The organism is Afipia birgiae 34632 (assembly GCF_000308295.2).
In the GTDB taxonomy this organism is placed as follows: Bacteria; Pseudomonadota; Alphaproteobacteria; order Rhizobiales; family Xanthobacteraceae; genus Afipia; species Afipia birgiae.
This window is the reverse complement of record NZ_HG326652.1, coordinates 2,235,427-2,254,125: the sequence shown is the minus strand read 5'-3', so window position 1 is coordinate 2,254,125 and position 18,699 is coordinate 2,235,427. Positions and strand designations below refer to the sequence as shown.

Here is an 18,699-nt window from a genome sequence, read left to right as displayed (position 1 = left end):
TGATCACGGCGGCTGGGAATCCGGATCGCCGGCGATTGCGGACAGTTGATCTAACTAAAATGAAAGCGTTGTTCTTTTCTCCTCATGCAGCACTTTGGGAACATGCATTTCCTGAAGCATTAGTTGCGGAGGCGCTCGTTAAGGCGGGCCATCAGGTAGTGTACGTCGGCTGCGGTAAGAAGCTGGATCGCTTCTGTGTTCCGATGGCTGCGCATGGTATGACGTTCCAAACTGCGGGTTCGGAGCGACACAGGGTCTGCCAGCGATGCTGTGAACACGATTCGCTCATTCGGAAAAAATTCGGTTTCGAAGGCCCGCTTTTGTCAGGGCTTGTCGATGATGATCTGGTACGCGAAGCGGATGCAATTCTCGCCGTTCCTGATCAACGCTCCCTGATTGATCTTGAAATCGAAGGGATTCAAATCGGCAAAATCGCGCTTTACCAGTTGATGCTGCGAAGAAAACGCATCGAAACGGATCTGTCGCCGGAAGAGCTTTCCGATTACGTGGTGGAGCTGCGAAACACGATATACGCCTGGCAGGCTGGGAAGATGCTGCTTGATCTTGAGAACCCGGATTGTGTGGTCGTTTACAACGCCTTGTATTCGATAAATCGCGTTATCTGTCAGCTGGCTGAACGTCGCGGAATCCCCCATTACTTTTTGCACGCCGGAGGGAATCTGTTCAACAGGCTGCAAACTCTATGGATCGGACGAGGGGATACCTTTTCCTTTTTCCCTCATTTGCTTCAACAATGGCCCCGGTTCTCGGGAATACCTTGTCGTATCGAAGATATTTCCATGATTACCGAGCATTACTTCGAGCTTTTGCGCGGCCGCAGTGCATTCGTTTATTCCAAGCCAAAGTCGTTGGATTACAAGAATATTCGAAAATATTTCGGCGTGAAGTCTGAGCAAAAGCTACTCGTAGCGACCCTCAGCAGCTACGATGAGGAACGGGCAGCTGAAATTGTCGGTGCACGTGTACATGCAACTACGCCCTTGTTTGCAACACAGATTCGGTGGGTTCAATCGCTGGTATCGTATGCAAAAAAACGGCCGGATCTGTTTTTAATCCTGCGTGTTCATCCGAGAGAATTTCCAAATAAGCGTGAAGGTGTGATGTCTCACCACGCCTTGCAACTTAAGGAAGCTTTTGCAGACGTTCCCTCCAATGTTGCCGTGAACTGGCCGGATGACGACATCTCGATGTATGATCTGGCTGATCAGACGGATGTCTTTCTGAACTCCTGGTCGAGCGTTGGAAAAGAAATGGCGCTGCTGGGGATACCCGTTGTTCTCTATGCTCCGGAACTGGCCTTTTATCCGGCTGATCTCGGATATGTAGCGACAACCGAAGCCGGCTATTTCCGGGCGATTGAACAGGCTCTGACGGATGGATGGAATTTTGAGCGCATTCGTCGCGCGTTCCGCTGGTATGTCTTCGAATTCATTCGGGCCACAGTCTTTATTGGAGACAGCTACGCCAAGCTGTCCGGCCATAATCGCAGCCTCAGTCAAAGACTCGTGGAGCAAGCCGATCGCAGGCTGCATCCGGGACTTGAACAGGCATGGGATTGCGCGCGGCGACCGGCCACGCCCAAGGCTCTCGAACAGATACGCCTCTTTTTTGAATCGCAAGCCCCATCGCTCATCGACTTGATGGATACAGCTAAAATCCAGCAAGGGGCGCTTGAAAGTGAAACAGCTGCGCTTGAGCGGGAAACAACACGAATAGCGAGGGCGCTGTATCCCAACGAAACTTCACGCGCGCAAAGCCGCCTGTACCCCAAGCTTCTCGGTACGACGAGACGCAGAACAGACGTTGCATAGTGATCGGGGCAAGCAACAAGGCAGAAATTTATCGGGCTCTCGTTGCGAGAACTAATTCAAATTAATCGTGATTGTTGGGAGGAAGAGATGAATGTGGTGGCCGATAACTTGACTTCACCGAAATATTTCTATCCGCGTATCGACTATCGGGCCCATCCGGCTTTCCGCGACCTGGACGTTGCTCCATATGCCCGTGAAACAGAGGTAAACGCCCTAATTTCTGCAATCGATTTAGCGCTTGAGAAAATGAATGTCTCCCGGCTCGGTGGGGATGCGGAGATCGATCGAGTGTTCGATTTAGAAGTAGCGGCGCGCGTGGCAGCGCTTCAAGATTTCCTCTCCGAGACGATCACTGACCAGAGAACAATCGCTTGGTTAAATCGATCTTTTGCACTGGTTATGAAAGATTTGCGCGAGCGGATCCATGTGGTGAACCGTCGCCACGAGACGGCGGATCATCGAGCCAAAAGCCCCTTGGGCTCTATCGTCGCTCGCGACCTTGAGCGCGATGGTGCCCACATTTGCAAACTGGATCGTGAAAGTCATGAAAAGTTGCTCGCTCTTTGCGCGCCGTTCATGAAAGAGCTGCGCGAGCGTTCAAAATCTCAGCCGAACGAGAGAATCGTTCATAATTTCGAACTTTACGGCGCAGTCGGATCAGAGCTTTTGAGCTTCTTCCGACGGGAGGGCATACTCGATGGTCTCTCGAGTTACGTGGGCAGCAACGTCAATTTTTCAGGATTCGCGCTTGAGTACTCCTATGCACGACAGAAATGGTGGCGGGGTGTTTATTCGGATATCGGTCTTGCAGACAGCAACGCAACCTATATGCACTACGATAAGGGGAGTCGTGATCCCAAAGCTATTATCGCAATCACCGACGTCACCGAGGAAAATGGTCCGACGAGCTTTGTTCGAGGGAGCCACAAGCAGAATCGCTCGACTTTCCTGCATTTCATGATGACCGCATTGGATTATGGCTTTCAGGCCGAAGAAAGCCATCCGGCGGTTGGAGCTAACTATCGCCCTCGGTTTGCAAGCGAGCGGTATCGCCGGGAGCTGCTTTCCTTGCCCACCGCTCTACAGGGTAGCAGTCATTTTGGCGACGATGTGTTGGATGGAACGGCACTGTCCGATGAACTACTCCGCAATGAGATCCGAATGACGAAAGATGTCGGAAATTGCATCGTTTTTGATGGAAATTACGGCATTCACCGGGGCGCGCTTGTGCGCAGTGGCGAGCGGTTCGTCTTTCAGGTCATCTTCGATATCGCCCCGCCGCTGAGTTTGATGACAAGATTGAAACTGCAGTTGCGCTGGCTGGCGCTGAAATATCTCAAAGGTCAGCGTTGAGGGATTGTCACTGTGGCATTTGAAAGAGTGGTGAAAGTTCTTCCGAAGAGTTTTGAACGCTATCTCTCGCCAGGTCGGTATGGGTTGCGGGTAGCAAGGAACTATGTGCAAGAATTGCTCGGCAATCAGCGACTGGTTGCTGTCGATGTTGGCGCTGCGCATGGGATTCTGCCGCATTGGCATGCCCTTCATGGCATTGCCTGCATTTATCAGATCGAGCCTCGGGACGAGGCTTGCGCGGAACTCGGAAGGATTAATGCGGCGAGCAGCCATCCGGAGTTTTATCGAGTCGTTCGTGCAGCAGTCGCTGGCACAGAAGGACCACGTACTTTGTACGTGTCAAACGCGCCGACTGGAACCTCGTTGTTTCCTCCTGATTTCTCCGCGGTGGCCGATGCGGGAGCATATCTTTCCGAGGATTATTTTTTTCCCATCGTTGAGCAAACCATAGAAACTCGTACCCTTCGATCGATACTTGATGAGTTGTCGGAGGCTCGCGCAGATCTGATTAAGCTCGACATTCAGGGGGCTGAACTCGAAGCGCTTCAAGGGCTCGGGGACAATTATTTGAACGAATTACTGGGGGGAGAGCTTGAGATCGGAATGACGGGTATTTATCCGGAGGCTGCTAATTTTGGTGCCTGTCAAGAGTTCATGATTTCTCGTGGATTTGATCTGTTCGATGTCCGCGTTGCCAGAGCGCATCTGCCGTATCGAGGCCAGCAAGGAGCTTTTCAGACAGAGATATTTTCCACTTACGGCAACAGCCCGACAATCTCTGCCCGCATTTGGGAGTTTGACGCAGTCTACTTTAGAAGGCGCTCTCTGCTTCTGGCTGAAAGAAATGCCGAGAAAATCCGCAGAATGGCGGTATGTTATCTGACTTATAATTTTTTTGCAGAAGCATTTAATCTTATCGAAGGCGCGGGAGAACTGAAGATTTTCTCGGAGGCCGAAGCTTCCCATTTGCGGAAACTGATAGTTGAAATTCATCGTGTTCGCGAATCTCGGCCATGGCTCGGGAATAATCGATTCTGGAGATCGATGCGCCGGATCGGCGAGCGCGTGGCTCCGCGGAGTTCGCCCAGATGGTGTCAGTATATGTATCAGAACTATCCGAGCGGATAATCCTGTCACGCTTTCTTTGACGTAAGCGTCTGACACCTCCCTCCAGTAAAACGAACTTCCATAGTGGTCCATCTCAACTATCTATACTCGCTCTTCCGCTACGCGTTTAAGCATAATCCCTTGCTTTACGTGAGCCTTGGCATTTCGGTCGCGTCCGTTTTCATCGAGCTTGCTGCGATGAGCGTATTGATGCCGCTGGCAAGCGTCGCTGGTGGCGGCAGTCCGCAGGCAGGTGCTTTTGCCGTTCAGGTGCTCGGTAAGCTTGGACTTTCTTCGGATGGTCGATCACTTCTGTTGCTTTTCATTGGGCTGTTCGCCGTGCGGGTGATGACCCAGTTCCTGAGCCAGATTTCAACGATTTATGTTGGGAGGAGATTGCTTCTTCAACTCACATCGCAAGCCTTCTCGGCTCTAATCAGAAATGTACCGATCAAGGAGCTGGAGAGCCGCAGCATCGGATACTATATTACGCTCGCGGGAGATGAAGCTAATCGCGCCAGCAATTTGATAGTTTTCATCGGACAGTTTGTGTCGACGATACTACTTGGTATCTTGTATTTTCTGGCGATCGCGTCCTATTCGCCGCCTGTTGCTCTCGCCGTTGTTATCTTCCTTGCGATAACATTTTTAATGTTATTGGAAGCGTTTCGCGTTTCGCACCGGCTCGGATTCAGACAGGTCGAACAGTCCCAGGCAGCGAATTCGATGTTTCTTGACGCTTTGAACAGCCTGCGATCTGTGCGCTCGTATTCGGCTGAGAATTACGTCACAGCAAGCTACTATGGTCAGATACTCGCCTACATGAAGACCCTTGCCCTGGTCGATGTCATTTCCCTGTCCGCGCGACTGGGGCCGGCATTTTTATTACTCGTTTGCGGTGCGGTGGCTGTGTTCTGGCCGTCCGTTGGCAGTCGGTTCATGTTCGACCTTCCGTTTCTTGTGACGATCGTCATCTTGCTGATGCGATTCTTTCCTATCGCCGGGCAAGCGCTGAACCTGACTTTACGGATTGCCACGGATTCTCGCGCCGGTCGCGACGTAACCCACATCATCACCGAGTATAGCGGATTGAGACTTGAAAGCAGTCGGCAAACAGCGCTATCCGCTGTCGAGCGCATCCAGGCGAGCGATGTTTGCTTTTCTCATATCGATGGCAAGCTTGTGCTTCGGAATCTGAACGTCAGCTTAGAGAAGGGGAGAAGCTACGCGATCGTCGGCCGATCAGGCTCCGGCAAGTCAACATTGCTCGATCTCATTTTGGGATTCTATACCCCGGATAAGGGTCATATCTTTGCCAACGGCATCGACCTAGCCGAGTTGGGTGAGTTCAAATTGCGGCAGAGAATTCTGCTGGTCTCGCAGGATGCGGCAATTTTCAACGACACGGTAGCGAGCAATCTGAAGCTCGGAATGGACGTAACGCAGCGCGAGCTCGAAAGAGCGTGTGCCATTGCGGGCATTCACGATTTCATTCAGAATCTACCCGAGGGCTATGAGACTTTGCTGCAGTATCGCGGCAGCAATCTATCAGGTGGCCAAAAGCAACGTATTGGCATTGCACGCGCGGTCCTGAGGCGTCCCGACGTTTTGTTGCTGGATGAGAGCACGAGCGCGCTTGACGCGGTGACGCGCGAGCATGTGGTTTCGAGCCTACGCGAAGAATTTAGAGATCGGATCATTGTGTTCGTTTCGCATGATGAATTTGTTGCTTCTCAGGTCGATCAAGTGTTTGACATGGCCGATATCAGCTCTATCGATGAGTCTGGTTCGGCGGCATCAAGAGAGAGCGCGGCCTGATGAGTTCGCGGTCCGGAAGTTTGTTCCGCGCGTTTATTCCGCCGTTTATCCCACGGGGACTCGGGTGGGCGTTGGAAAAGTTCGATCCCTTCGTCAATCTGGCCTACTCGCAGGATGGCGAGGACATGGTGCTCCGCCGCCTGTTTGAGCGACAGGCGTCGGGTTTTTATGTCGATGTCGGCGCGCACCATCCGTTTCGATTTTCGAACACATGCTATTTTTACCGTCGTGGCTGGAGGGGACTCAACATCGATCCCAATCCTGAGGCGATCAAAGCTTTTCTTCGGGATCGCCCTTCCGATATCAACCTTTGTTTCGGCGTTTCAGACACACCAGGAAATATTGCATTTCATTTTTTCAACGAACCAGCCCTGAATACATTTGACGTTCAACTGGCTGCCGAACGCAGTCGTATTCCGGGTTACCGCTTGCTGGAGACCAGAAGTGTACCGGTCCGGCGGCTGGACGACCTTCTTGCTGAATTCCTGCCACCGAATCAGAAGATCGATTTCCTGTCGATCGACGTCGAAGGTCTGGATTTGTCCGTTCTTCGATCCAACGACTGGAACAGGTTCCGTCCGCAACTGTTGCTGGTCGAAGCACACGAACGAACCGTCCAGGCTATCGAGAGCGATCCGATCAACTTATTTGCCGTTGCCGCTGGCTATCAGTTGATTGCGAAGACGCTTAACACGCTGATTTTTGAGGATGGTCAGGTGTCTGGGGGAGGAGGGGTTGGTGTCTGATCTCACGCCGATCGTTCTGTTCGTCTACAACCGGCCGGAGCATACGCGCAGGACGCTGGCCGCGCTTGCCGCTAATCCATTGGCTATCGACAGCGATTTGATCATTTATGCGGACGGCCCGAAAAAGCCGGAGCATGCAACGTCTGTGTCGGCAACGCGTGCGATCGTCCGGGCTGCGACAGGCTTCAAGTCGATTTCTCTGGTAGAGAGGGATGAAAACTTTGGTCTGGCGCGTTCAATCATCCAAGGTGTGACAGAGGTTTGTAATGCGTCCGGCCGAGTAATTGTGCTTGAGGACGACATCGTTGTTGTTCCCGAGTTTCTTTCTTATATGAACCGTGCTCTAGATCAGTATGCGCCGGATGAGAAAGCAATGCAGATCTCGGGATATATGTTTCCCGTCTCTCACCCCGAAGAATTGCCGGAATCTTTTTTTCTAGCCTTCCTACAAGTTGGGGATGGGCAACTTGGCGACGAGCTTGGGATTCTTTTGAAATAGACGCAAAAACTCTGCTTAACCAACTGAAGCCAGGCGATATCACTTCTTTTGACCTAGATGGTCAGTTCGCCTATTCGCAGATGCTCAAGGATCAGAGTCGCGGTGTGTTGGATGTATGGGGAGTGCGTTGGTATGCGAGCATGTTCCTGAAGGGGGGGCTTTGCCTCTATCCTTCGTACTCCTTGGTCAGCAATATCGGAATGGATGGTTCGGGTGTACACTGCGGTCCGTCGGATGCTTATGACGTCTCCCTTACGGAAAAAGTTCCGGCAAGATTCCCAGAAGAGATCAGCGTTTCCGAAATTGGTGAAGCGAAAATTCGGGAGTTCTTTAGAACGCAACGTGGGTCGATCTTGAAGCGCCTTTTGATTGGCTTGAAACAGTCGCTCGTTAAACTCATTCACTAGAAGAGGATGCTGTGCCGACCATTGACTGGCTCAAAACTGAGTTTTCTTATGGGTACGATAGTGGGAACGTCTTGTCACGGATTCCGAGTTTAACTCGGTATCGCGAAGAAAAAGCGATAGGAGCCTCCTATCGTCGTGTATTCTTGCAGGGGTTGGCTCCGTACCTCAAGCCGAATTCCCGCGTGCTTGAGCTGGGTCCGGGAAGAGGATCATGGTCACGGGCTATCCTGTCACGCATCACAAAAGGCGAACTTCATACGGTCGACTATGTCGATGTGCGTGAATGGCTCGAACCGTCAAAGTATAGCGGTCGCCTGGTGTGCCATCAGGTCACCGACAATTCGTTTAGCGAACTGCCAGACAATTCCTTCGACGTTTTTTGGTCCTTTGGCGTGCTTTGCCATAACAACATCGAGAATATCGAAACGATTCTTGTTAATGCCAGGTCAACGATGAAGGCGGGCGCAATCGCGATTCATCAGTATGGCGATTGGAGCAAGTTGGACAGATATGGCTGGGAGAAGGGAAGAGTCCCTGAAGCCTTCAGGGAGAAGCCAGACGCGGATATCTGGTGGCCGCGCAACAATCAGGAAAAGATGTCAAGAGCTGCCATCAATGCGGGATGGGAAATTGAAACGCCCGACATAGGATTGCTCGCAAGAGACTCGATGATCGTCCTGCGTAACCCCGGAACGAAGGTGCTTTAAGGTGTTGCTTCGTTCAATTCGATCTCATGCGGGAGCTATCGTGCGTCGGCTGATTGAGCCGCGTCCGAATAATGCTTCGCTTCCGGATATTCCGGAAGGCGATCGTGAGACGATACGCAGCGTGAAAGATTACACGATGACGTCCGCCGAGCGCATTCATGCGGTGTGTGAGGCCGCGCGCTATATTGAGGCGAACAATATCCCGGGTGCAATTGTAGAATGCGGTGTGTGGCGCGGCGGAAGCATGATGGCTTTGGCGCGAACGCTATTGTCTATGAACGCAGGAAATCGAGAGCTTTTTCTCTTTGATACATTCGACGGCATGAGTTCGCCGGATGACAACGATGTTTCGCTTGCCGGAGAGAGGGCGTCCGAACTAATTGAGCAGCACACGAAGTCCGAGTCCGACCTCTTTTGGTGTTACGCTCCGCTGGAGGCGGTCAAGCAGGCGGTTCTGTCGACGGGCTATCCGGAAGAGAAAGTGAACTTTGTGAAAGGTCGCGTCGAAGAGACGCTTCCTGGCGCGGCGCCGGAACAAATAGCTCTGTTGAGGCTGGATACCGATTGGTACGAGTCGACACGTCACGAACTGGAAACTCTTTATCCGCGTCTTGTGCGTGGAGGCGTTCTCATCCTGGATGACTATGGTCATTGGCAAGGCGCGCGGAAGGCTGTAGACGAATATATCGAAAGGAACAGCCTTAAACTGTTCCTGTCTCGAACGGATTATACTGGGCGCGTGGCCATCAAGGCGTTTGAATAAGGTCTTGAACAAGTGATCCGCGTCAATCTCGGGTGTGGTTCGGTCTATCATCCAGACTGGGTGAATTTGGACAGCATTCCGGCCACTGCTCTCGTCCGCCGTTGGGATATCCGCAAGTCTTTACCCTTTGAGATCGGTGAAGTTGACGCCTGCTATGCGTCCCACGTTCTGGAACATCTTCCCCGCTCAAGCGCCAAAGACTTGTTACGAGAGTGTCATCGTATTCTGCGGCAAGGCGGGATCATAAGGCTTGTGGTTCCGGATCTCGAGAATATTGCATCGGCCTATCTCAAGAGCTTAAACGATGTTGCCAATAATAGGGCTCCCAATGAGCAGCATCAATGGATGACGGTCGAGTTAATAGATCAAATGGTCAGGCAAGTTGGTGGGGGCGAAATGCACCGCTTGCTTGTTGGGGCCGATAGCGATCTTCGCAAGTTTGCTGTTCACCGAATTGGCATGGAAGCTGAAAACGTATTTTCTTTCGCCGATAGCGATGAGCGCCGTCGGCTCTCGTTCGCGAGGATGTCTCATTATATCCGTCGAGTCCGGGAGGAGGCTGCTGGACTTTTAGCTGGGTTGGTTCTGGGGGCAGAGGGCGTCGCAGCACTTAGAGAGGGCCTGTTTCGTCGTTCGGGCCAGATTCACAACTGGATGTATGACCGGATTTCCCTCAAGCTTTTGCTGGAGGATGCCGGATTTACTGATGTCAGGATATGTTCAGCGGACGAGAGTCGTATCGAGCAGTTCAACGCTTTCAATCTCGATACGTTCAATGGAGGGGTTCGAAAGCCAGACTCGCTGTTTATCGAAGCAGTGAGATCGTGATGCGGAATTTCCCGCAATGATCGAGAACTAAATTTTGGTTCCAGGTGCTGGTTAGGCGTTCGTGAGAAATTCGATTGATAAACGCTTTGTTTTGGTAACCGGGGGCGCGGGATACATCGGTAGCCACGTTTGCAAGGCTCTATCGATTTCCGGGTTGCAGCCAATTGTGTATGACGATCTATCGACCGGGAATAGAAGCTTTGTGAAATGGGGGCCCCTTGTCGAGGGCAATATTCTTGACAGAGATCGCCTGAGATCGGTTTTTGAGGAATATCAAATTAGCTCTGTATTCCATTTCGCTGCTGCTTCCATTGTGTCCAGATCGGTAGTCTCACCCAATGAATGTTTTCTCACCAATATCGCTGGGACGTTGTCGCTGCTAGACGCGATGTTGCAAGCCAACTGCCTTGATCTGGTTTTTTCGAGTAGCTGTGCAGTCTACGGAATTCCGTCCGTGGTTCCTATTTCTGAAGACGCGCCACGCGTGCCCATCAACCCATATGGACACTCAAAGGCGGCAATTGAAGACATATTGAATTTCTATCGGAGCGCCCACGGAATGCGCGCCATGGTGTTGCGATACTTCAATGCTGCTGGCGCTGATCCTGACTGTGAAATCGGGGAGTTACGCGCTGTAGAAACCCATCTCATTCCGCTGGCAATTGCTGCGCTTTTTGATCCGACGCGGAAGTTTACGATTTACGGTGATGATTATGAGACGCCTGATGGGACAGCTGTCCGGGATTATGTCCACGTCGCGGACATTGCAGCGGCTCACGTTTTGGCTCTTCAGTTACTGAGGCAGGGATTTGTTGGTGGCCCGTTTAACCTTGGCACCGGAGCCGGATATTCTGTCAAAGAAATCGTTTCGATGATATCTGAGGTGTCTGGAAAGAAAATAGCGGTGACGTTTTCCGATCGCCGCGTAGGAGACCCTCCTGTGTTGATTGCAGACCCTACAAACTCGCGGAAATCGCTAGGCTTTAATTGCAGCCATTCCAGCTTGAGCGAGATAATCGGAACGGCCTTTCGCTGGCATCAGAAAAATTTTCACGTGCATTCGTGAAAATACTTCATCTGTCTTGGTCCGACCGACACGGCGGTGCCGCGCGGGCCACGTCGCGTCTCAACGAAGCCTTGAATCAGTCCGGCATTCAATCCGGTATCATGTCGGTCAATGGCTACGTAGATGAATTGGGACAACAACGTCCATCGAGTAGAATTGAAAGCATCCTTGCGCGAGTGCTGGCGCGAATTGACCAAATTCCGCTCACTTGGTATCCGCATCGCGAAAGGACTCTTTTTTCAGTTGCAAGGGCTCCGGATCTTCTAAGGCGGCGGCTGTCGAGGCGCTCGCCCGATCTCCTTCATCTGCACTGGGTCAACAACGGATACATGAAGATCGAAACGCTGCCCAAATTTGAGAAGCCGATCGTGTGGACATTCCACGATATGTGGCCAATTACAGGCGGTTGCCACTACTCGAATGGATGTCAGAGGTACATGCATTCTTGCGGCAATTGTCCTCAACTGCACTCAAGTAGCCCGCAAGACCTGTCGTATAACACCTTCATGCGAAAAAAAGCTGCTTGGAGTAAAACCGCCATCAATGTTGTGACCCCGAGTCGATGGCTGGCAGATACAGTATTGTCGAGTGAAATTCTGCGGCATACGCAAATCCAGACAATTCCAAATGCTATCGATATGCATACGTTTGCTCCCACGGATAAGCGTGCGGCACGTTCTGAATTTGGTCTGCCAACTGAGGGAACTGTATTGTTCTTTGGCGCGCTCACTAGCGACGGTGACAAGCGGAAAGGCTTTCATTTTCTCGGCCCGCTGTTGAACAAGCTGGCTGAAAATTCGACGCTGCAGAATATCCATCTAGCTGTTCTCGGAATGAAAGAGCCTGAGGATCGTCAACCGCTTCCTTTTCCGGTCACATATCTTGGAGTGCTCAACGATGACAAGATCATCGCTCGCGCTTATTCATCGGCTGATGTGCTGATCGTGCCCTCTATGGAAGACAATCTGCCGAACGCAGTAATGGAGGCGGCAAGTTGTGGTGTGCCTTCTGTGGCATTCAAGATCGGTGGACTAGCAGATTTAATCGAGCACAAGCAGAGCGGCTATCTCGCGGAACCATTCGATGTCGATGATCTTGCCGCTGGCGTCTCTTTTCTCATCGGAGATCCGGAGATGGCGTTGAAGGCCGGTAAATTAGCTCGTCAGCATGTCTCCGACCATTATTCGTATGCGGTTGTTGCGAAGCAACACATTGAACTCTATTCAAAATTGCTGGCGAGCTAAACACGCCATGCGCATCTCCGTCGTCACGCCGTCGTTCAACATGGCGCCTTATCTCGAAGACACGATCAAGTCTGTCTTGGCGAACCTGCGGGAGGGCGACGAATACTTCATTATCGATGGCGGCTCGACCGATGGCAGCGTGGATATTATTCGTCGCCATGCCAAGAGTCTTACGGGTTGGTTCAGCGAAAAGGATGCTGGCTATGCGGATGCGCTCGCCAAGGGCTTTGATCGCGCGACCGGTGATATCCTGTGTTGGATCAATACGGGCGATCTGTATCTGGCTGGCGCACTTGACGCGGCGCGGAACAGGATGGCCGGTGATCTCGACATGATCTTCGGCGATGATTTTTACATCGGCGAAGACAATCGGATACTGGCCTTCAGCCGTGGATGGGTGCCGGACTTACGCGCGGCAATGCTTTACGGGGGCTGGACGCCGTTGCAGGACGCCTGTTTCTGGCGCCGCAGCCTCTATCAGGACATCGGGGGAATCGATCGCTCGCTGCGCTACGCCGCGGACTATGACCTGTTCCTGCGGATGGCACTTGCCGGTCGCGCCGGCTATGTGCCGGTTAGCTTCAGCGCCTTCCGGCGTCATGCGGGGCAGAAGTCGATCTCTGGTTCGGCGGCCTACAATGACGAGCGTAGGCGAGTCCGCGCCAGGGAAATCGGCTCATATCACGACGCACCGATGCTCAAGATGCTTTACCGCGGGATCAACCGGGTGGCCATGAGTGTCCGGGCCCGCCTTGCTCCGCTGGTATGGCGTCGTCCGGACCTCATAGGCCGTCCGCTTATCGGACTACCCTGCGGGGTCTATTGGCCGGCCGCACCAAACTCACTCTAGCGTTGATCGGCCTGTAATGATGGAGTTTGCAAAACGATGGGTCGGCGCGGTCGTGGACTGGCGTCGTCTCGTCTCGTTGCGGTACCTGCCGCGCTATCTGTCTGATTGGCGGGCGTTTCACAGGCGGGCTGGGACGTGGTCGGTCGCTGTGGCCGATAGTTATCCATGCCTTGCGGATCGGTTGCCGACAACTCCGTTCGATCCACATTACTTCTATCAGGGAAACTGGCTTGCGCGGCGATTGGCGGAGGCCGAGCCGCGACAGCATGTCGACATCGGATCGAGCGTGCTGATGGTCGGGGTGCTCTCGGCGCATGTACCGACCATATTCGTCGACTACCGGCCGCTGGTTGTGCAGCAAAGCGGCCTGAACTGTGTTGCAGCCGATATCAATCATTTGCCGTTTGCCGACCGGTCAGTATCGAGCCTGTCATGCCTGCATGTGATTGAGCATGTCGGCCTGGGCCGTTACGGCGATCCCATCGACCCGAAGGGAGCTCGGCGAGCCGCCGAGGAACTGCAACGCGTGGTCGGTGAGGGCGGAACGTTGTATATATCGACTCCAATTGGGCGAGAACGAGTTTGCTTCAACGCGCATCGAGTGTTTGCGCCAGCGACCATCCTGGCAATGTTTTCGCAATTGAAATTGACTCGATTTTCGTACGTGTCTGACGACGGCTCGCTCCATGACGACGTCTCTCCAGCGCAGGTTCCGCGTATCGAGTACGGATGCGGCTTTTTTGAGTTTCGCAAGTAATGGCTTTAGCAGTTCGCGAAATGAAATTTCGTCAGGGTGGGCAGCAACTTTCTCGCCCGATTCTACCGCAAAAAAGTTGCCGCGGATGATTACGGTCTCGCTGTTCGGCGGGCTGGGCAACCAGATGTTCCAGTACGCCGCCGGAAAAGCTCTCGCCGAACGTCATGGAGTCGAATTGGCGCTCGATCTCAGCGGATTTCGGGTCGATCGGTTACGTTCGTTCTTACTGGATCGGTTGCGGGTGCCGGAGGTGATGCCGGAACACGATGAATCATCGGCTTCAGGAGAAGCTGCGGGTTACTTCTTCCGCGCGCGACGACGCGAGAGGATTAATCGCGTAACGGCCCTCATTGGATTGCCAAAGTTACGCTCGTCTCCCAACAGCTACCGCGAGCCTCATTTCCATTTCGATCATGCGTTTGAATCGCTGGGACCGAATACGGAGCTGTTCGGCTATTTCCAGAGTGAACGTTACTTCAGTTCAATTGCGGACGAAATCCGCCGCCATTTCGAGCCGCGTGAACCACTGGGGACGGAAGCCCGAGTAACAGCGGACAAGATTGCACAGAGCGGGTTGCCGGTTTCCGTTCATGTTCGGCGCGGCGATTATGTTCAGGCCTCTACTGCTGCAGTTCACGGTATCCTGGACGAGGACTATTATCGAAAGGCGCTGGCAGAAATTGAAGATCGCGTCGGTCACTCGCCAGACCTGTTCGTTTTTTCGGATGATCGTGATGCTGCCGCTCAGGTTCTGAATTCTATTCCGCCGACGCGAGTAACATATGTTCAAGGTGATCCGAATCGACCTTGGGAGGACATGGCACTTATTGCACGCTGTCGCCATCATGTGCTCGCGAACAGTTCCTTCAGTTGGTGGGGTGCCTGGCTCAATCAGTCGCACGACAAGATCGTCATTGCGCCTCGCTTATGGTTTACTCAAAGAGGCCTGCTCACCCGCGACACTCGGGACCTCTATCCGTCTGGCTGGGTCCAACGGTGAGGGCGCTTTGCATTCGATGCATGCAGCGCCAGATTGAAACAGGCAGCGCAGGTCAGTGGTGAAAAACACAGAAGTCGCGCCGGTAAGCGTTGTCATTCCGACGTACCGTGATGGAGATGCGTTGCGGCGGGCGCTGGTCTCGGTTGAGAATCAGACACTCCAACCCGCGCAGGTCATCGTCGTCGATGACGGGAGTCCCGATGACAACGCAGACAAAGTCTGTGCGGCTTCAAGCTTGAAGACTGTCCAGCTGATAACCCTGAATCAGAACGTGGGGCCGGGTGAAGCTCGCAATGCAGGCATTGCCGCGAGCCGCGAGCGGTTCATCGCGTTCCTGGATGCGGATGATGAATGGCATCCGGAGAAACTTGAGCGCCAGATGTCCGTTATGCTCGAGCCTGGTGCGCCACTATTGACCGGTCATGAAAAGGGCTTTGATGGAATTTCCTGGCCGAAGCTGAGCGAGCCAGTGAAACGTTCTCCGATTCAGCGACGATCAATATTGCTTTCCAATTGTGCGTCAATCTCTACGGTCATTATAAAAAAGGACGCAATAAAGTACCTCTTTTCTCCAGCCTATGCGGGCGAGGATTATGTGTTCGTCGCAGCGAACGTGCTCTCCGGTGCTCCATCGGCTCTGTTGAATCAAATCCTTGCGCGAGCGGATAAGGAAGCTTTCGGTGCTGGTGGCCTAAGCGGCCGCTTGCATGCGATGCAGCTTGGCGAGATGCGGGCTCGTGACTTTCTGCTGAGAGAAGGATTAATAACCAAGAGTGAGCATGCAGCTGTGCTCGTCTGGAGTTTGCTCAAGTACTGCAGGCGTGTTGTCATCGTATCCTTTCGACGCGCCATGAGCTGGCTTGCAGGGAAGCGCAACAGTAAATGACATTCACAGCGCCGAAGCGCTTCTTCAAAGTGTTGAGCCTTATTGAGCGGGCCGCAGCGTACGCGCAAGGCAAGGGGTATGGCGCGGCGACAATCGAGCGGGAGATCGGTCTTCTTCAGAGTTTTCTTAAGAACCGACCTGAACTTGCAATTGATATCGGCGGAAACGTTGGGAGCTACACAGCAGAGCTCAGGAGAAGAAACCCTCATTTGGAAATTCACACGTTTGAGCCGTCTGTTGCCAACATAGCGAAACTAAGCGCTCGCTTCAAAGACGACGAATTGATCAAGCTTGTCCCACTCGCAGTATCTGACAAAGCGGGCTCAGCAACCTTGTTTTCTAACGAGCCCGGTTCGGGTCTGAGCAGTCTTACAAAGCGTAGGCTTGACCATTTCAGCATCGCTTTTGATGCAACGGAGAGCATAGAAACAATTCGCTTTGAGGATTACTGGAAAGAGCGGCTCCAGATTCGACAGCTTGATATAGTGAAGATCGACGTTGAAGGGCACGAACTCGCAGTTCTAAAAGGCTTTGGTGAAGCATTAAATGCGACGCGGATCATTCAGCTCGAGTTTGGTGGATGCAACATAGACACACGAACATATTTTCAGGATTTTTGGTATTTGTTCAAAGAACTGGAATTTGATCTTTATCGAGTGACACCATTTGGGTCGGAAAGAATTTTGCAGTACGCAGAGAGCGATGAATTTTTCTCAACGACAAACTATCTGGCTGTTAACAAGCGCTTGATTCAAAACGATTCTAGATCGTGAGTATTTTCTCTTTGGCTGCGAAACAGGTACGCGAGTTGCGGGCGAATCTCGGCCTGTTTGAGTCAACAATAATCTCATGTGCGGAATAGCGGGACTTCTCAGGCCCGGCGGCGGCGACTTCAGCGCGCTCGCGGGCCTTGCCGGCGCGATGACCGCGACGTTGCAGCACCGCGGCCCGGACGCGGAGAACGTCTGGACCCACGATCGTGCGGGAATCGCGTTCGGTCATCGCCGCCTGGCCATTCTCGATCTCACGGAGGCGGGCGCACAGCCGATGCATAGCGAATGCGGTCGCTTCACGGTCACGTTCAACGGCGAGATTTACAATCATCTCGACATTCGCAAGGAGCTGGAGGCGGTCGGCGGCGCGCCGAACTGGCGCGGCCATTCGGACACCGAGACGCTCGTCTATGCCATCCGGCAATGGGGCATCCCCGATGCGATGAACCGTTTCACCGGCATGTTCGCGCTCGCGGTGTGGGATGAAGCGAAGCAGGAGCTGACGCTCTGCCGCGACCGGTTCGGTGAAAAGCCGCTGTTCTACGGATGGAGCGGGCGCGATCTGGTCTTTGCGTCTGAACTGAAGGCGTTAAGCGTTCATCCGGACTGGTCGCCATCTCTGGACCGTTCGGCGCTGACGGCGTTCATGCGCTATTGTTATGTACCCGCGCCGCAGACGATCTGGAGCGACATCCGGAAACTGCCGCCCGGATCGCTGGTCACCTTTGCCGCGAATGCGCCGGATCGCGGGATGCCGCAGCCGGTGCAGTACTGGTCGCACAGGGACTGTGTCGTCGCCGGCCAAGGCTCGCGTATCGAGAGCGAAGCGGATGCGGCGGACGAATTCGAGCGCCTGCTGTCGCAGGCCATCAGCCGTCAATGCCTGTCCGACGTTCCGCTCGGCGCTTTTTTGTCCGGCGGCGTCGATTCATCCACCGTGGTTGCGCTGATGCAAAAGCAGTCGTCGCAGCCGATCCGCACCTTCACCATCGGGTTTTCGGAAGGCGGTTTTGACGAAGCCGGCGAAGCGCGCGATGTGGCCCGCCATCTCGGAACCTCGCACACCGAACTCTACGTCGATGCAAAAACGGCGATGGACGTTATCCCGAATCTGTCGCGTATGTACGACGAACCATTTGCGGACTCTTCACAAATTCCAACGCATCTCGTCGCCTCCCTCGCGCGCCAGCATGTGACTGTGGCGCTAACGGGCGACGCGGGTGATGAACTGTTCGGTGGTTACAATCGCCATGTCTGGGGGACGGCGCTGAACGCGCGGTTGTCGGGTCTGCCGCATCCTGTTCGAAGGGTTTTGGGAGCAGCGCTCGCCGCGGTTGCGCCTGAGCCTGCCAATACGATTGTGCAGTTGCTCGAGCCGGTTTTGCCGAAAAGTTTACGCACCCGCCGCGCCGGCGATCAGGTCGCGAAAATCGCGCGGATCGTAGGCGCCAAGTCTGCCGGTGACCTGTATCGGCTGCTGTGTTCGATCGACAGCACGCCATCCGACAGTGTGATCGGAGGCCATGAGACCGCAAGCTGGGCCGACGGCGAAATGAGCGCAATCGCCACTCGCCTTGATCCGCTGGATCGCATGATGCTAGCGGATTCGCTGAGCTATCTGAGCGACGACATCTTGCAGAAAGTCGATCGGGCGGCGATGTCGGTCAGTCTTGAGACGCGCGTTCCGTTTCTGGATCGGGATGTCGTGGAGTTTGCATCCCTCGTCCCTCCTTCGATGAAGATCAGGGAAGGGCGCGGCAAATGGCTGGTCCGTCAGGTGCTTTACAAGCATGTGCCTGCTGCATTGATCGACCGTCCTAAAACCGGGTTCAGTATTCCGCTCGATCAATGGCTGCGCGGGCCGCTGAAATCATGGGCCTACGATCTTCTGGCGCCAGCGCGGCTGCGGCAGCAGGGACTGTTCAACGTAATGCGCATCGAATTGATGCTGCATCAGCATATGAGCGGTCGACGAAACCACGGATATTGGCTATGGAACGTGCTGATGGCCCAGGCTTGGCACGACGAATGGTGTGCAAGCTGATCGGTCACTCCCGCCCGGC

The 18,699-nt window shown here is 53.6% G+C and carries 17 protein-coding genes; all 17 read left to right on the top strand.

The window, feature by feature from the left end:
• Positions 1–59 precede the first annotated feature (59 nt).
• The 17 genes from BN32_RS26780 (at position 60) to asnB (ending at position 18,680) form a co-directional block, all read left to right on the top strand.
• A complete protein-coding gene (locus BN32_RS26780) occupies positions 60–1,832 on the top strand; it encodes a capsule biosynthesis protein (protein ID WP_156946963.1) in 1,773 nt (590 codons plus the stop codon).
• An 87-nt stretch (positions 1,833–1,919) separates the two neighbouring features.
• Positions 1,920–3,185, top strand: coding sequence for a phytanoyl-CoA dioxygenase family protein (locus BN32_RS10585; protein WP_019198162.1), 1,266 nt, complete (start codon positions 1,920–1,922; stop codon positions 3,183–3,185).
• Positions 3,186–3,215: 30 nt separating this feature from the next.
• Positions 3,216–4,313: an FkbM family methyltransferase gene (locus BN32_RS10580; RefSeq protein ID WP_162161304.1), complete on the top strand. Its 1,098-nt coding sequence runs from the start codon at positions 3,216–3,218 to the stop codon at positions 4,311–4,313.
• Positions 4,314–4,376: 63 nt separating this feature from the next.
• Positions 4,377–6,110, top strand: a complete 1,734-nt coding sequence (locus BN32_RS25575; RefSeq protein WP_019198160.1) for an ABC transporter ATP-binding protein — start codon at positions 4,377–4,379, stop codon at positions 6,108–6,110.
• Between the two features lie 71 nt (positions 6,111–6,181).
• Positions 6,182–6,856: an FkbM family methyltransferase gene (locus tag BN32_RS10570; protein WP_051488504.1), complete on the top strand. Its 675-nt coding sequence runs from the start codon at positions 6,182–6,184 to the stop codon at positions 6,854–6,856.
• Positions 6,849–7,355, top strand: coding sequence for a glycosyltransferase (locus tag BN32_RS26155; protein ID WP_162161303.1), 507 nt, complete (start codon positions 6,849–6,851; stop codon positions 7,353–7,355). The genes BN32_RS10570 and BN32_RS26155 overlap by 8 nt, the downstream gene beginning before the upstream one ends.
• 418 nt (positions 7,356–7,773) lie before the next feature.
• A complete protein-coding gene (locus tag BN32_RS10560; RefSeq protein ID WP_040425633.1) occupies positions 7,774–8,469 on the top strand; it encodes a class I SAM-dependent methyltransferase in 696 nt (231 codons plus the stop codon).
• A gap of 40 nt (positions 8,470–8,509) precedes the next feature.
• A complete protein-coding gene (locus BN32_RS10555) occupies positions 8,510–9,232 on the top strand; it encodes a TylF/MycF/NovP-related O-methyltransferase (protein WP_019198157.1) in 723 nt (240 codons plus the stop codon).
• A 12-nt stretch (positions 9,233–9,244) separates the two neighbouring features.
• Entirely contained in the window at positions 9,245–10,060 is an 816-nt protein-coding gene (locus BN32_RS10550; RefSeq protein ID WP_019198156.1) for a methyltransferase domain-containing protein, read from the top strand.
• A gap of 61 nt (positions 10,061–10,121) precedes the next feature.
• Positions 10,122–11,126 carry a UDP-glucose 4-epimerase GalE gene (gene galE, locus BN32_RS10545; protein WP_244438125.1) on the top strand — a complete coding sequence of 335 codons (1,005 nt, stop codon included), beginning with the start codon at positions 10,122–10,124 and terminating at the stop codon, positions 11,124–11,126.
• Positions 11,123–12,370, top strand: a complete 1,248-nt coding sequence (locus tag BN32_RS10540; protein WP_040425631.1) for a glycosyltransferase family 4 protein — start codon at positions 11,123–11,125, stop codon at positions 12,368–12,370. Before galE ends, BN32_RS10540 begins: the two co-directional genes overlap by 4 nt.
• 7 nt (positions 12,371–12,377) lie before the next feature.
• Positions 12,378–13,220: a glycosyltransferase family 2 protein gene (locus BN32_RS10535; RefSeq protein WP_019198152.1), complete on the top strand. Its 843-nt coding sequence runs from the start codon at positions 12,378–12,380 to the stop codon at positions 13,218–13,220.
• A 181-nt stretch (positions 13,221–13,401) separates the two neighbouring features.
• Positions 13,402–13,977, top strand: a complete 576-nt coding sequence (locus tag BN32_RS10530; RefSeq protein WP_202962517.1) for a DUF268 domain-containing protein — start codon at positions 13,402–13,404, stop codon at positions 13,975–13,977.
• Positions 13,907–14,977 carry an alpha-1,2-fucosyltransferase gene (locus BN32_RS10525; RefSeq protein ID WP_084494563.1) on the top strand — a complete coding sequence of 357 codons (1,071 nt, stop codon included), beginning with the start codon at positions 13,907–13,909 and terminating at the stop codon, positions 14,975–14,977. Before BN32_RS10530 ends, BN32_RS10525 begins: the two co-directional genes overlap by 71 nt.
• Before the next feature lie 58 nt (positions 14,978–15,035).
• Positions 15,036–15,863: a glycosyltransferase family 2 protein gene (locus BN32_RS10520; RefSeq protein WP_162161302.1), complete on the top strand. Its 828-nt coding sequence runs from the start codon at positions 15,036–15,038 to the stop codon at positions 15,861–15,863.
• A complete protein-coding gene (locus BN32_RS10515; protein ID WP_019198148.1) occupies positions 15,860–16,636 on the top strand; it encodes an FkbM family methyltransferase in 777 nt (258 codons plus the stop codon). The genes BN32_RS10520 and BN32_RS10515 overlap by 4 nt, the downstream gene beginning before the upstream one ends.
• A 76-nt stretch (positions 16,637–16,712) precedes the next feature.
• Entirely contained in the window at positions 16,713–18,680 is a 1,968-nt protein-coding gene (gene asnB / locus BN32_RS10510; RefSeq protein ID WP_019198147.1) for an asparagine synthase (glutamine-hydrolyzing), read from the top strand.
• The last annotated feature ends 19 nt before the right edge of the window (positions 18,681–18,699 follow it).